Origin of the sequence: Pseudomonas sp. MEJ108 (genome assembly GCF_030208985.1) — a bacterium.
GTDB lineage: Bacteria > Pseudomonadota > Gammaproteobacteria > Pseudomonadales > Pseudomonadaceae > Aquipseudomonas > Aquipseudomonas fragariae.
This window is the reverse complement of sequence record NZ_JARVSW010000041.1, coordinates 1-14,845: the sequence shown is the minus strand read 5'-3', so window position 1 is coordinate 14,845 and position 14,845 is coordinate 1. Positions and strand designations below refer to the sequence as shown.

Sequence of the window (14,845 nt, the reverse complement as noted above, 5' to 3'; positions counted from 1 at the left end):
CTGTATGCAAAACCGCGGCTCGCCCCACTGAAAAACCAACGCAAAAACGCTCCGCTCGACCTTCTGAATCGGGCGCAGTGTGCAAAGTGGATTATTGTGGATATGGGGAGTGAAGCCAGATGACTCGAATTCTACGGACCGCCAGAGTGGATCACAACCCGTGCGTGCGTGACAGACTTTACAAATGACCGCCGGTCGTCAGTCACCCAGGAAGCGCTGCCGGTCCTCGGGTGATGGCGACAGGCAGTGATCATAGCGCCCGAACAGGCGATATCGGTTGAGCGCGATGCGGTTGTAGGCCCAGTCCCGCAGAAAGCGTGGAAAAATTCCCAGCACCTTGAGCAGCGGCCACGGCGCAGGCAACAGCCCCATGATGTGCAGAAAGGCATCCGAGCGCACGAACACCCGATTGTTGACGATGACCGCGATGGTATGAAAATCGTCCAGTGGCAGCCCGGCCCACTTCAGCAATGCCTGACCTTGTTCCGACTGCACTGCGGCCAAGCGCAGACGTTGATGCGGGTCATGGCGAATCAGAAACTTCACCACGCCATTGCACAGCTTGCAGACGCCATCGAACAGCACGACACATTCATCGGGCTTCAGATAGGGGGCGGGGGTTTTCGGCACGGTATTCACCTGTTCAGGAAAAACAGCCTTGGCGCGCCCGGAAACATGAACGCCCCGCCAGTCGAAGGACCGGCGAGGCGTTCAGGCTAAAGCCATTACCCGGCAGAATCAAACCTTGCGGACGAACTCCGACTTCAGCTTCATCGCGCCGATGCCGTCGATCTTGCAGTCGATGTCATGGTCGCCATCGACCAGGCGGATGTTCTTGACCTTGGTGCCGACCTTGACCACCAGCGAGGAGCCTTTGACTTTCAGGTCCTTGATCACGGTGATGGTATCGCCGTCCTGCAGCACGTTGCCCGTTGAGTCCTTGATGACTTTCACCTCGTCGGACGCATCGGTGCCAGCGGCGTCGGCAGACCATTCATGGGCGCATTCCGGGCAGATCAGCAGGCTGCCGTCTTCGTAGGTGTATTCGGAATTGCATTTCGGGCAGGACGGTAAGCTCACAATGGTTCTCGCATCGAGGAGGGGTAAAACCATGCATTATAAAGGGCTTTTCCCGTTTCAGGTGGGAAGAGACTGATCTGTCGTCATAAACCTGCTTCAGTCATTGGACAGAAGCGAGGACCTGAACTAAAAAATACAGCACGCTCTGTCTGGCAACGCCTCTTCTTCCTCTCGCTACACGACCCCTGCGCCTCGCGTTGGCGGTAGCTATTGCAGCGTGCATTTACCGTCTCTTGCCACTTACTGCATGAGCACATCACATGGGCATCCCTCACAACCCGGCGCTCGGCTATCGATCCGAGATCGATGGCCTGCGCGCGCTCGCGGTCATCCCGGTCATTCTGTTCCACGCGGGCATGCCGCTGTTCAGCGGCGGATTCGTGGGCGTCGACATCTTTTTCGTGATCTCCGGCTATCTGATCACTTCGATCATCCTCGCGGAGAAGATCAGAGGCCGGTTCTCGCTGATCAACTTTTATGAACGACGCGCGCGGCGCATCCTGCCTGCGCTGTTCGTGGTGATGCTGATCTGCCTGCCTGTCGCGTGGTTGACGCTCGATCCGTCGGACCTGAAATACTTCGCCAAGAGTCTGGTGGCGGTGCCGACCTTTTCATCCAACGTGCTGTTCTGGCTGGAAAGCGGCTATTTCGACGCCACGGCAGAACTCAAACCGCTGTTGCACACCTGGACGCTCGCGGTGGAGGAACAGTATTACCTGTTCTTCCCACTGCTCTTGATGCTGGCCTGGGGCCTGGGCCGCAAGAGGTTGATCGTACTGCTGATGGTCGTCGCCCTGGCCAGCCTGGCGCTGGCGCAACTGGGCGCCCATCAAGACGCCAGCAACGCGTTTTATCTGCTGCCGGCACGCGCCTGGGAATTGCTGGCGGGCTCGTTTATCGCCTTCTACTTTGCCTGGCGGCCGCGCAGCATCGGGCGCGCGAGCGTTGTAGATCAGGCGGCGACTTTACTGGGGCTTTTGCTGATCGGTTATGCCGTGGTCGGTTTCGACAGCAGCACGCCCTTCCCCGGCCTTAATGCACTGGTGCCCGTACTGGGCGCGGTGTTGATCATCGTCTTCGCCCATGGCAAGACCTGGGTTGGAAGAGCGCTGAGTTCACGTGTGCCCGTCGCGATCGGTATGCTCAGCTACAGCGCCTACCTGTGGCATCAGCCCGTCTTTGCCTTTGCCCGCCAGTACAACCTGACTGAGCCGGGCCTGCCGTTCATGCTGGCGCTTACCCTTGTGTCTCTGGTGCTGGCCTGGCTGAGCTGGCGTTTCGTCGAGCAGCCGTTTCGCAAGGCCGGCACCTTCAATCGCAGTCAGATTTTCACCACGGCAGGCGCCGCCTCCACATTCTTTGTCGCGCTGGGGCTGCTCGGCTATGTGAATAACGGCTTTCCCCAGCGTTTCGCCGTCGATCCGGAGTTGCATCAGGCATTCGCCGACCCGTTGATACGCGACAAATGCGACCAGCCACTGGCCGGCAAAGGCGGCAAAGTCGATTTTTGCCTGTTCGGACTCGCTGACGATCAGGCCGCGCCGGACATGGCGCTGTTCGGCGACAGCCATTCTGAAGCGCTGTTATCGACGTTCGACGCCGCCGCCCGGGATCAGGGCAGAACCCTCGCGCACATCGGTCTGGGCGGCTGCCTGCCCTTGCTCGGCGTGGACGTGGCCAACGGCAACTACGCTGCCGGGGTCTGCGAAGCGCTGGCCGATCGGGAATTCGACTACGTGAAGCGGCAGCGGATCAAAAAGGTCGTGCTGGTGGCGCGCTGGACGCTGTATACCGGCGACGACTACAGCGAGAGGACGATGAGCAAGTATTTCCTGACCTCGCGCACCGATCCGCAGAAAAGCCGGGAAACCTCGCGCAGGGTATTCAGCCAGGCCCTTGAACACACGATCGAGGCCTACCGCAGTATCGGCGCCGAGGTGTTCATCGTTGCGCAGGTGCCGCAGCAAATGATCAACCCTGAAAGTCTCTACTATCGCTTGGCGCGCGACGCTTCGGACAGCGATGAGCAGGCATTGAAGCGGGTCAGCGAACTGTCGGTGCCGATGGACAAACACGACCTGTTGCAGCGTTTCACCCGCCAGCTGTTCCTGCGTGCCAGCCAATCGAAACACATCAGCCTGATCACGCTGGATGACGCGTTCTGCAAGGACAGGCAATGCCTGATCGGCGACCTGCATTCGTACTACAAGGACTTCAACCACCTCAACGCCCGGGGTGCGGGGCTGCTTGTCGGCCAGATCAGCCATATTCTTGATCAGTGACAGGGTTTTATCGGGCGGCATTGTCTGTAATGCTGATGCCTGACCAGACGCCCGAGGACCACCGCATGACCGCCGCCAGCTTCACCCCCTTCGAGGATCTGGCCAACCTGCTGATACCCCACACTCATGCAGAGAAAATCGACGGCTCGCACGATGTCTCGCATTTGCTGCGTGTCTGGAAGAACGTCTGCGCCATTCGTGACCGTGAAGGCGGCGATGCCCGCGTCCTGATTGCCGCGACGCTGCTGCATGATTGCGTTTCGGTCGAGAAAGACTCGCCGTTTCGCGCCAGCGCATCGCGACTGGCGGCGGCGCGGGCCAGTGAATTATTGACCGAGATGAGTTGGGATGAACAAAGCATCGCCTCTGTCGCCCACGCCATCGAAGCGCACAGCTTCTCGGCGGCGATCACCCCCTTGACCCTCGAGGCCAGAATACTGCAGGACGCCGACCGCCTCGACTCGCTGGGCATGATCGGTGTGGCACGCACCTTTTACGTATCAGGGCGGCTCGGCAAAGCGCTCTACGACCCGTATGACCCGCATGCCAGCCGGCGCCCCTATGACGACCTGAATTTCGCCGTCGATCATTTCCACACCAAGCTGCTGCACCTGGCTGACGGTTTTCAGACCGATACCGGCGCACAGCTGGCGAAAGTCCGGCACCACCGGCTCAAGCGCTTCCTGGATGAGCTGATGGAGGAAGTTGCGACCCCTCAGCCATGAATCGTCGGCTGCCTACCCATCATTCAGTAGATGTCATAAAGACATCACACAATTGCCCTATAAACGGCTCTCCGAGAAGGTCCGTGTGTTTATAGGGGTTGTGTGCCGTGAAAAGATTTCTGCCTCGTTTCCTACGTCGGCAAGCCACAACGCCAACACTCTTGCGCCGCTTCAAAATCACGCTGCGCCTGGTGATCTGCTTCGCTATAACCTCCCTGCTGATGGTCGCGCTTGGCGTATTCTGCCTGTTGCAGATGCAGGCTATCCGCACCCAGGGCGAGGCGGTCGAGAGCGGCGCCCTGCCCAGTATCGCCACCGCCGATGCCATCGCTATCGGCCTGGTCAAACTGCGCAGCGAAACCACCCGTCTGATCGCCAACGCCGACGATCCGGGTGCCGTTATCAACAGCAAGATCAATGTCGAACAACTCAGGAACGAGGTCGAGAAAGGCTTCTCGGAATACCTGGCGCGTGTTCAGTCGAGCACTGAGCATGACTCGATTGTCGCGTTGCAGGATGCCTACAAGGCCTTCATGCCCGGCTTGCAGGATCAGATCGCGCTGATCGAGCAGAACAAGCTGGACGAGGCCAGGACGCTGGCCAACACCGTGCTCTCGCTGCAGGGTGACCTGATGGACATGCAGGTGCAGCTGTTGCGCGAACTGAACAAGCAGAGTGCGGCCGCCGCTGTAGAGGCCGCAGGTGCCAGCTATGAACAGACCCGGATCATCGCGCTGAGCGCCATCGGCCTGGTTCTGGTACTGACCCTGTTGCTGGCTTGGCGCCTGAGCGTCAGCATCATCCATCCGGTGCGGCAGGCCTTACACATCGCCAGCACCATTGCCGATGGTGACCTGAGCGAACACCCGATACCGGACGGCAAGGACGAGACCGCACAATTATTGATCACGCTCGGGCGCATGCGTACCAACCTGCACAGTACGATCGACCAGATCTACGCAGCGGCGACGCAGTTGTCGCAGTCGGTTCAGGAAATGGGCAGCATCGCCGAAGCCAGTGCGCTCAATCTGCAGCTGCAGAACACTGAAATCGAGCAGGCCGCTGTCGCGGTCAATCAGATGAGCCAGGCGGCCATCGAAGTGGCAGGCAACGCCAGCAATACCGTGACCGAATCGGAGGCGTCAACCCGGGCGGCGGCACAAGGGCAGGAAAAGCTGTCGGCAACCATTCTGTCGATCAAGGCGTTGACCGAGAATGTGCTGGATTCGTCGCATCAGGCTGAAGGGCTGGCCGAACGTACCCAGAGCATCAGCAGCATCCTCGACGTGATTCGCGCAATCGCCAATCAGACCAACCTGCTGGCGCTGAACGCGGCTATCGAAGCGGCTCGTGCAGGCGAAGCCGGGCGAGGCTTTGCCGTGGTGGCCGATGAAGTCCGCTCACTGGCGCAGCGCACCAGTGCATCCACCGCGGAAATCGAAGGGCTGATCAGCGGCGTGCAGCAAAGCACCCAACAAACCGCCAGCTCGCTGCGCCACACGGCGACGCAGGCCAATCTGACAATGGAACAGGCCGCCTCGACCGGCGAAGCCTTGCAAGTGATCATCCAGTCAACCGCCACCATCAACGACCGCAACCTGCTGATTGCCAGTGCCGCAGAGCAGCAGGCCCAAGTGGCGACTGAAGTGGACCGCAACCTGAGCAGTATTCGCGACCTGTCCAGCCAGACCGCATCGGGCGCGCAGCAGACCACCGTCGCGAGTAACGCACTGTCGATGCTGGCGACTGATCTGAACCTGATGGTGCAGCGTTTCGTGCTGTGATGGGTTGAAACTCGCCAGCCAGCCTGCGCCACAGGCTGGCTGACGATAAGCAGCTGTCAGTCCTGCGGACGCAGACGGTACTGCGGGGGCAATTGCTCGAAACCACTGATGGTCACGTCGAGGCTTTTCCAGCGGCCATCCTTGATGCCATAGATGCAGCCATGCACGGACAGGCTCTGCCCACGGTGCCAGGCGTTCTGCACAATGCTGGTGTGACCGACGTTGGCCACTTGCTGAATCACGTTCAACTCACACAGGCGGTCGACGCGCTCTTCCTCGGTCGGCAGCTTGGCCAGCAACTCGCGGTTTTCGTAATACAGGTCACGAATCGTGCGCAACCAGCCGTCGATCAGGCCGAACTGGCGGTCCTGCATGGACGCCCGCACACCACCGCAACCGTAGTGGCCTGTGACCAGAATGTGTTTGACCTTCAATACGTCCACTGCGTACTGAATCACTGACAGGCAATTCAGGTCGGTATGCAGCACGACGTTGGCCACGTTGCGGTGCACGAACAGATCACCCGGCAGCATGCCGACGATTTCGTTGGCCGGAACGCGTGCATCGGAGCAACCGATCCACAGGAACTCAGGGGTTTGCTGGCGGGCCAGTTTGGCGAAGAACTCAGGATCTTCCTGCTTTATCGCATCGGCCCAGCGTGCATTGTTATCAATCAGGTCTTGTAGCTCGTTCATGCTTTGACGCCTCGATAATGATGCCCAGCCTTGGACTGGTGTCAGATCCTTCAAGTCACGGTCAACAAAAAAGGAATCTTCAAAGTCATGGCCGGTCCACTTTTTACGACCACCTGAAATGAGGATTTCCCATGAATGATTCACGCCGTCCGTTCGGTGCCACCGAACCGGAACCCATCGACGATAACGAAGACCGCATGGGCTCCATGGAAACACTCGATTTCGACGAGGAAGAACCGGGCCGTATCGGCGATCTTATCCCTGAAGGCGAGCTGCAACATGAAATTCCGGATCAACGCGTGCGTGAGGCAGGCCTGACGGGGGCTTCCACGGATGACCATCATTCGACTGACGATGATCTGTCTCCGGAAACCCTGATCCATGAAGACGGCGCTCGCTCACCGAACGAGCCAAGCGAAGACGTCCCGGCCGACCTGGACGTTACGGTTGTCGATGAAGATGACATTGGCGGTGGCAACGGCCTGGACGAAGAAGAACTGGCCATTGTCGAACCGCTGGACGGCAACACCCAGCGCTGACAGCGCCGTACTACTCGAAAAGCGTGCAGGCCATGACTACTGCGTCTTCACGGCCGCCGACCGCCGGGTAGTAATCGCGACGCCGGCCTATCTCGTTGAAACCGTAGTTTTCATACAGACGATAGGCTGGACGGTTGCTGTCACGCAGTTCCAGAAAGCATTCCCGTGCATTGAGCTGGTAAGCGCGTTTCATCAGGTGGTCGAGCAGCAACAGGCCAAGACCACGCCCCTGGTTTTCAGGTTTGACCGTGATGTTGAGCAGGTGCGCTTCGTCGATGATGACCTGAATGACGCCGTGCCCGACCTGCTGCGCGCCCTCGAACAACAGCCAGATCTCGTAGGACTTTAGCCCGTCGAGAAAGATGCCGCGTGTCCAGGGATGACTGAACGCCGCGTATTCGATTTTCAGCACCGCGTCCATGTCGGCTTCGGTCATGCGGCGGAAGGTTACGGCATCACTCATCGATCGATTTCCAGCGCGTCATCAGCCGACGCATGGCTTTCCAGACATCCGCCTTGCGCTCAGGCTCGTCCATCAGTAATTCAAGACCTGGCAGCGCCCAGGCAGTGCCCAGACCCTCGATCTGCAGTTCACGGTGGTAAGACTCGGCATCGGCTTCACCGGCGTATTTCATCGACGGCAGACCGATCAGCCACAGGCAGGCGCAGGGCTCGTCCTCGAGCCGCGCGCCGACGAAGCCCTGCACGAAATCACGCGCCGCTTCCGGGCCCTGGTCCATCTGGCCGCGGACCAGCAACGGCCAGCGCACGGGCTCGCCGATGATCTGCGGGCTGTCGGGCAGACCGGCGGCGCGCAGCATGTCCTTGAGCAGCAGGTAGGAAGGATCACGGCTCTGAAACGGTTGACCGGTGGTCAGTTCGACCAGTAACAGGCAGCGTCCGGCGCGCAACAATTGCAGGGCAAAGCGCGGTGGCGGTACCACCGGCGCCTTGGGCGGCGCCGGCTCGGCTTCTTCGGCGGCCGGGGGCGCTGTGCGCGTGCTGGCCAGTGAAGGGCGCGGCACCTCGACCCTCGGGCGCTCGGGCTGCCGGGCAATCGGCTCGACGTTCGACGTTTCGGCAGGCGCAGCGTGCTCCGCTGGCGAAGCAGCAAGCGCGACACGTTGCACCTCGACCGGCGGCGGCAACGGCACAAGCAGTTGCGGACGCGACGGCGCGGCGAATGGCAGTTCTGTGCGCGGCAGCCAGTTGACCACCTGCATGGCAGTCAAATAAGCGCGGCGACGGGACTCGTTGAGCAAGGGTCAGCCACCTGTGGATAAGTTAAGCGCGCAATTCTAGCGTTGTTCGCCTTTTTGCGCTGCAGCATATCGCCCGCAGGTGAAATATCAGTCGGCTGATGCAGTACAATTGCCGCTTTTCACTTGCCAACAGTCGGCCTAACGATGATCGAACCCAAGCGCGTTCTGCGCGCCCTTGCCGAGCATTGGGCGCTTCTTGAGCCCTTATGCGAACATTTCGACCAGGGTACGTTGAGCCTGAGCGAGCTGCGCCTGCAATTGGGCGCTCAGCAGCAGGACAGCACTCCGCAAGACATCACCAATCTGCTGGACGTGTGGATCCGTCTGGACATTCTGGTGCCCGTCGCGAAAAGCCCGAACCGTTTCGAGCTCAACGCACAGATCCATGACTTCCTGTCGTACCTGCGCCGCGAGCACCGTCTGGGCCTGTGCCTGGAAATCGAAGCCTACCTGCGCCACCTGGAGCGACTGGCCGGCTACATTCAGGACGCATTCGAGGTTCGCGACGCCAACGACCTGGCCAGACAGCTGCGGCTGCTGGACATGCGCGTGCGCGACGTACTGAAGAAGCTCGCCAACGACGAACAGGCGCTGGTCGCCGTGGCCGACCGGGCCAAGACCAGTGACCGGCAGATCCCGTTGCGCCAGCGTTATGCCGAAGTGCTGGCGACGTGGGACGAATACGTCGAGCCGATGATTCAGCTGGTCAACGCGGATGGCGCGTTCGAACAGGGCGTGCGCAAGGTCGAGAACGTCCTGCTGCGCCTGCTGACCGAGCAACAACGTCTCGGTCACCTGGTCGACGACGACATGCTGCTGCGCACCCACGCGCGCATTCTGGAAATGCAGACCAGCGCCCAGCTGACCTTGCGCCATGCGCGCGAACTGCTGCTGCCGTTGCGCGAAGAAGCGCGTCGCCATAACGCGGTTACACGCGGCGCGGCGCTGGCCTTGTCTGCCATTCGCCGCAAGGGGCTGGATGCGGTGCCTCAGGCTGCCATGCCGATGTTTACCCGTCCGCAAAGCACGTTTCTGGGCAGTGCCAGTCAGGTCGAGGCTTACGTGTATGCCCTGGCGCGCTTTGAACCCAAACCCGCGAGATTCCCCAAGGCCAGCGGCACCCGCAAGGGCCAGGCGCCACGCGCACCGCGGACGGTCAAGGAGATGCTCGAACGCTGTGAAGACGCCTTGCCGATGCCTGACCTGATGGTCTGGCTGCTGGAGCAGGAGCCGACCGGCGAAACCGACGAGCTGCTCTACTGGTTCTCGCGCCTGTCGCGGGACAAGCGCTTCGCCCGTGAACGCCTCGAGCGTCGCGAATATTTCACCCGGGAGCACCGCGTCAGCCTGCGCTCCTTTGCCCTGCTCGCTGCAAAAGACGAGCAGGCCGAGCATTCCGAGAGCACCGTTCATGCATCTTGATCTATCCGAAATGTCCCAGCTCGCGCCGATCTTTCGCGAGCTGTTCAAGGGCTATCACATCAGCCGCCGCGATCCGGAGCTGTACGCCCAGCTCTCCAACTGCCAGGACCAGTACCGTACGCTGTTCAAGGCACTGGGCTTTGAACTGGTCTGCGACACGCGTGGCTTTTATTACTTCGTGCCTGAACTGGCTGCCGCACAGGTCAACAAGACCGCCCAGCGTCTGGCGCTGTTCACCTTCATCCTCGTTGAACACCTGGCAGATCAGGGCCGTGACCCCATGTCGGTGCTCGACGGTGGCAGCCTGGGCCGCGACGAACTGCCTTCGATGCTGGAAAAGTACCGCGACCTGTTTCTCCAGGCTGAAGTACAGACCCCTGAAGAGCTTGAAGAAAAGATCATGCGCCGCATGACGCAGTTGGGCTTTGCCAGTGAGGAAGTGGGTATCTACCGCTTCCTGCCGCCGATGCACCGTTTTCTCGATGTGTGCCTGTCGGTGCAACAGGACCGCGATCTGGCAGCAAGCCTGTATAGCGCCCTGCCCCTGCCAACGCCTGTGCTCATCGATGACGACAGCGACGAGAAGCTGCTGGAAACCGATGACCCGCTGGACCTGGCTGAATTCGGCGAAGAGACCGAGGAAGAGGCGCTGGCCCGGGCAATCGCCGATGAGCAACGACAGGAGATGGACACATGAGCCAGGAACGTTATGGCATCCGCCGCTTTGCCCTGTTGAACACTGCCGGTTACAGCCTCGGCCTGTTCCCGCTGGAAAACCCGCTGTCGGTGTATGGCGCGAACAACCTCGGCAAAAGCGCCTCGATCAACGCCCTGCAATTTCCGATTCTGGCGCGCATGTCGGACATGAGCTTCGGCAAGTACAGCCTGGAGCAGTCGCGGCGCTTCTACTTCGCCTCCGACACCAGCTACATTCTGGTGGAAGTCTCCCTGCCTCACGGCCCGCATGTCATCGGCGTCGTGGGTCGCGGTCCGGGCGGCGGCTTCGGTCATCAGTTCTTCGCCTATGCCGGCGAGCTGGATCTGGGTCATTACCAGAAGAACGACACCTGCCTGCGTCAGAAAGAGCTGTTCAGCAACCTGGAAAGCCAGGGCCTGAAAGCCTACGAGCTGAAGCCTGACGAACTGCGCCGTCTGCTGGTCGGCGGCCACACGTCGATCCCGCTGGACCTGACCTTGATCCCGCTGCGCTCCACCAGCGAGCAGAGCCTCAAGACCTTCCGCGCGCTGTTCATCAACCTGCTGCACATGCGTGAAATCACCGCCGCCAAACTCAAGCAGCTGTTTCTGGATGCCTTCGAGCACAGCCTGCGTTCGGGCAGCGTCGACTATATTGCCGCCTGCGAAGAAGCCTTCCGCGATGTGCGGCGTATGGAACAGGACTACAACTCGCTGGTGCTGGCGGGTCCTCTGGTCGAGGCGCTGGCCGCTGGCGTCAAGCAGCGCGATGTATTGCGCGGCAAGCTGCATCGTCTCTCACCGATCCTCGACTCACTGCTCGGCACCTGGTCAGATTACTCCGGTGCGCGCAAGGAAGAGCTGGTCATTCAGGCTGAGCATTACCGTGCCCAGCAGGATGAGATGCAAAACGATCAGCGCAGCAGCACTCAGGAGCTGATGCGCCTGGAGCGCGAGATCAGCAGCATCCAGCGCTGGGTCGGCGAGCTGTCGGTGCTGAAGAATCGTTTTGCGCTGGTCGATGACGTCAAGGTGCTGGAGCAACAGCTGCTCGCCGCCAAGGACGCTCACGATGAGCTGGCCGGTGCGCTGGCGCAGTCCCGGCAGTTCAGCGCCGAAGACCTGGACGAGCGTCTGCGCGATCTGGAAAAACGCCTCAAGTCGGTCAAGCAACAGCTCGACCATGCGGACAACAACAGCTATGCCCGTCTGCGTGAAGAGTTTTCCCAGCCGGATGTAGAACGTCTGATGCGCCTGTTCAACAGCGCGCTGTTCAGCTTGCCGTTGGGTGAGCAAGGTATTGCACTGGATGATGGCGATGCGTGGGTCAAGTCGCTTGAGACCATTCTGGATGGCTTCAAGGGCGATCAGTTCGCGGTACCGGGGCTGACCATCAACCTGTCGAGCATCGAGCCTCCTGCCCTGCAGGCGCTGGCCGATCGTGCCGCGTTGCGCGATCAGAAAGAGCGACTGGAGAAAGAACTCAAACAACTGAAAACCCAGCAGGCTGTCGCTGCCGACCGTTCGGCGAGCAAGACCCAGACCGAAGCGTTGTATCAGCAGGTGCTGGATGCGCAAAAGGCGCTTGAAGACTTCCGCCGTTGCCAGACCTTGAGCGCAGAGGAATCCACCAAGCTGGAAGAGCTGGCGCAGATGGAAGCCGCTCAGGATGAACTGAAACGCTCCAGCGACGCGTTCACCGAGCGCGTGCAGCAACTGTCCGCCAAGCTGCAATTGATCGCACGTCAGATCGGCGATATGGAATCCAAGCAACGCACGCTGGACGACGCGCTACGTCGCCGTCAGTTGCTGCCCGCAGACCTGCCGTTCGGCACACCGTTCATGGACCCTATCGATGATTCCATGGATAACCTGTTGCCGCTGCTCAACGACTATCAGGACAGTTGGCAGGGTCTGTTGCGCTGCGATGGGCAGATCGAAGCGCTGTATGCACAGGTTCGCCTCAAGGGTGTGGCCAAGTTCGACAGCGAGGACGACATGGAGCGTCGTCTGCAGTTATTGATCAATGCCTATGCGCACCGTACCGACGAAGCGCTTACGCTGGGCAAGGCTCGTCGCGCTGCGGTCACGGATATCGCACGTACCCTGCGCAACATCCGTAGCGACTACGACAGCCTTGAGCATCAACTGGCGCTGTTCAACCGCGAGATCAACAAGCGTCAGGTCTCGAACCTGGCAAGCTTCCGTATCGTGCTCGCTCCTAACAAGGAAGCGCTCAAGCACATTGACCAGATCATCCACAGTGCCGGGCAGTACGAAGAAGGCGAAACGCTGTCGGTCTTTGACCTGAGCCAGAGCGCAGAGCAGGACAACAAGAACGAAGAAGCCAAGGAATATCTGGCGCGGCTTGTGGCTGCCAACCACAACCAATTGGGCTTGAAAGACCTGTTCGAGCTGGCCTTCGAAATCACCAAGGTCAATGGCCAGCCGGTTATCCACACCGATATCGATGGCGCAGCCTCCAACGGCACCACGATGACCATCAAGGCATTGACCAACATGTACCTGCTGTTGCACTTGATGGATCGCGATCAGGCCGGTCGGGTGCGTTTGCCTTACTACCTCGACGAAGCCGCAGACATCGACGAGAAGAATCAGGCAGCCCTGCTGGAAACGAGTTTGCAACTGGGCTTCGTTCCAATTCTGGCCAGTGTGAAGCCACAGGTCTCGGCCCACGTCGCCATCGACCTGGAAGGCGGCAGCGGACCCAATGGTATTTACATTGATGAAGCGGACTGGAAGTACATTCAGCGTCGTGACGATGTGAAACCAGAGGTTCCGGAACTGGCCTCTTAAGGGCTGATTGACGTAACCAGAAGGCCGCATGTGAGTGCGGCCTTTTTTATTGTCTTTGAATTGAGAAGGCCCTGTTGCAGGCCTCAGGCGAGCAGACTCTTTATTCATCGAATTCATAATGAGGTGCAGCAAACACGCATACGATTACACCAGGCAGGCTTGGAGTGACCCCATGAGAACGATACTGTTGACGGTCTTGCTGGTCGGTGCTGCAACAGCGCAAGCAACTGACTACTACGTGGCCCCCGATGGCGATGATCACGCGGCGGGTAGCAAAGGCGCACCGTTACGTACCATCATGCAAGCACAGCAAGCCGCAAAAGCCGGCGACACGGTGTACTTTCGCGGCGGCCTCTATGCCTACACAGCCGGCATCAACCGCTGCGCCACCCGTACAGACACCGTCAATGCCATCACCCTGAACAACAGCGGCAGCGAAAACAAACCTATACGCTACTGGGCCTATCCAGGCGAAACACCGGTTTTCGATTTCTCAGCCATGAAAGACGATTGTCGCGTCAAAGGCTTCAACGTTACCGGTAGCTGGCTACACCTGAAGGGGCTGGAGGTGACCGGCGTGCCGCAACAACCGGAAAACCATCTCAACCACGAGTCATGGGGCATCTGGAACAGCGGCAGCCACAATACCTTCGAGCAACTCAATCTGCATCACAACATGGGACCCGGCCTGTTCATTCAGAACGGCGGCTATAACCTGGTACTGAATACCGACTCCCACCACAACTACGATCCTTACACCTCAAACGGCGCAGGTCAGAGTGCAGACGGCTTCGGCGCGCATATCAAGGCGGGCCATCCTGGCAATGTATTCCGCGGTTGCAGAGCGTGGGCCAATTCCGACGACGGCTTTGACCTGATCAATGCCTTCTCGCCAGTCACTATCGAAAGCTCATGGGCATGGCAGCAAGGTTACCTGCCTGGCACGCGCACAAAACTTGAAGCAGGTAACGGCAATGGCATCAAAGCCGGTGGATACGGTGGCAAGTATGTGCCTGACGGCGTGAAACACATCGTCCGTAATTCCGTTGCCTTTGACAATAAGTCCGCTGGTTTCTATGCCAATCACCATACCCTGGCACTGGACTTCATCAACAACACGGCTTTTGCAAATGGCGTGAACTACAACATGGCAGGTATCGCCCCGGATGGTTCGCTGATCCCTCTCGGCAACCTGTCCAACAATATCGCCTACAAGGGACGGTTGACCGTTAACACCGAAGGACTGGATATGGCACACAACTCCTGGACGTTGCCAACGCCGGTAACCGACGCAGACTTTGAGGATGTCTCCGATACGGGGTGGGATGCGCCGCGTCAGTCAGACGGAAGCCTGCCGGTGCTGCACAGCTTCCACCTGCGACCCGGCAGCAGACTGGCAGGGATGGGGGCGTTCCACTAAACCTCGCGGAGTCTCTGGCTGCATTGCAGCGGAGAGTCAGGCAGGGAACGCACATCGAACAATAAACCCCAGACAAACAAAAACCCTCAACGCGTAAGCGATGAGGGTTTCTGGAATTCAATC

13 protein-coding genes and 1 pseudogene are annotated in these 14,845 nt (G+C 59.7%); 9 read left to right on the top strand and 5 right to left on the bottom strand.

Annotated features, from left to right (window positions below; all coding sequences use genetic code 11):
* Nucleotides 1-198: 198 nt before the first annotated feature.
* Both QRN50_RS18345 and QRN50_RS18340 read right to left on the bottom strand, forming a co-directional pair.
* A complete protein-coding gene (locus QRN50_RS18345; protein ID WP_096126476.1) occupies nt 199-630 on the bottom strand; it encodes a thiol-disulfide oxidoreductase DCC family protein in 432 nt (143 codons plus the stop codon).
* Nucleotides 631-738: 108 nt separating this feature from the next.
* Entirely contained in the window at nt 739-1,083 is a 345-nt protein-coding gene (locus tag QRN50_RS18340) for a zinc ribbon domain-containing protein YjdM (RefSeq protein ID WP_032607348.1), read from the bottom strand.
* Between the two features lie 257 nt (nt 1,084-1,340).
* On the opposite strand from QRN50_RS18340, the gene QRN50_RS18335 reads away from it, so the two are divergent.
* The 4 genes and pseudogenes from QRN50_RS18335 (at nt 1,341) to QRN50_RS25950 (ending at nt 5,871) form a co-directional block, all read left to right on the top strand.
* Nucleotides 1,341-3,362: an acyltransferase family protein gene (locus QRN50_RS18335; protein ID WP_096126477.1), complete on the top strand. Its 2,022-nt coding sequence runs from the start codon at nt 1,341-1,343 to the stop codon at nt 3,360-3,362.
* 65 nt (nt 3,363-3,427) lie between these two features.
* Nucleotides 3,428-4,087 carry an HD domain-containing protein gene (locus QRN50_RS18330; RefSeq protein WP_011266675.1) on the top strand — a complete coding sequence of 220 codons (660 nt, stop codon included), beginning with the start codon at nt 3,428-3,430 and terminating at the stop codon, nt 4,085-4,087.
* Nucleotides 4,088-4,194: 107 nt separating this feature from the next.
* Nucleotides 4,195-5,013: pseudogene (locus tag QRN50_RS25955) on the top strand (MCP four helix bundle domain-containing protein); the annotation flags it as partial.
* Nucleotides 5,008-5,871 carry a methyl-accepting chemotaxis protein gene (locus tag QRN50_RS25950; protein ID WP_373605091.1) on the top strand — a complete coding sequence of 288 codons (864 nt, stop codon included), beginning with the start codon at nt 5,008-5,010 and terminating at the stop codon, nt 5,869-5,871. The pseudogene QRN50_RS25955 and the gene QRN50_RS25950, both read left to right, overlap by 6 nt.
* Nucleotides 5,872-5,927: 56 nt before the next feature.
* On the opposite strand, the gene can is transcribed toward QRN50_RS25950, so the two are convergent.
* Complete coding sequence (can, locus tag QRN50_RS18320) at nt 5,928-6,566, bottom strand: carbonate dehydratase (protein ID WP_003345939.1); 639 nt, start codon at nt 6,564-6,566, stop codon at nt 5,928-5,930.
* Nucleotides 6,567-6,697: 131 nt separating this feature from the next.
* Here can and QRN50_RS18315 point away from each other — a divergent pair, with 131 nt between their 5' ends.
* Complete coding sequence (locus QRN50_RS18315) at nt 6,698-7,105, top strand: serine kinase/phosphatase (RefSeq protein ID WP_096126479.1); 408 nt, start codon at nt 6,698-6,700, stop codon at nt 7,103-7,105.
* Nucleotides 7,106-7,115: 10 nt separating this feature from the next.
* Here QRN50_RS18315 and rimI read toward each other — a convergent pair whose 3' ends face one another.
* A complete protein-coding gene (rimI, locus tag QRN50_RS18310; RefSeq protein ID WP_024640208.1) occupies nt 7,116-7,568 on the bottom strand; it encodes a ribosomal protein S18-alanine N-acetyltransferase in 453 nt (150 codons plus the stop codon).
* Entirely contained in the window at nt 7,561-8,367 is an 807-nt protein-coding gene (locus QRN50_RS18305; RefSeq protein ID WP_096126480.1) for an energy transducer TonB, read from the bottom strand. The genes rimI and QRN50_RS18305 overlap by 8 nt, the downstream gene beginning before the upstream one ends.
* Before the next feature lie 144 nt (nt 8,368-8,511).
* On the opposite strand from QRN50_RS18305, the gene mksB reads away from it, so the two are divergent.
* From mksB to QRN50_RS18285, 4 genes are all read left to right on the top strand, one after another.
* Complete coding sequence (gene mksB / locus QRN50_RS18300; RefSeq protein WP_003404706.1) at nt 8,512-9,789, top strand: Mks condensin complex protein MksB; 1,278 nt, start codon at nt 8,512-8,514, stop codon at nt 9,787-9,789.
* The gene (gene mksE / locus QRN50_RS18295) at nt 9,779-10,486 is read left to right on the top strand and encodes an Mks condensin complex protein MksE (RefSeq protein WP_096126481.1); all 708 of its coding nucleotides are present in this window, start codon (nt 9,779-9,781) and stop codon (nt 10,484-10,486) included. Before mksB ends, mksE begins: the two co-directional genes overlap by 11 nt.
* Complete coding sequence (gene mksF / locus QRN50_RS18290; RefSeq protein WP_011266671.1) at nt 10,483-13,302, top strand: Mks condensin complex protein MksF; 2,820 nt, start codon at nt 10,483-10,485, stop codon at nt 13,300-13,302. The genes mksE and mksF overlap by 4 nt, the downstream gene beginning before the upstream one ends.
* Nucleotides 13,303-13,474: 172 nt before the next feature.
* Nucleotides 13,475-14,722, top strand: a complete 1,248-nt coding sequence (locus tag QRN50_RS18285; RefSeq protein ID WP_032656656.1) for a right-handed parallel beta-helix repeat-containing protein — start codon at nt 13,475-13,477, stop codon at nt 14,720-14,722.
* Nucleotides 14,723-14,845: the final 123 nt, after the last annotated feature.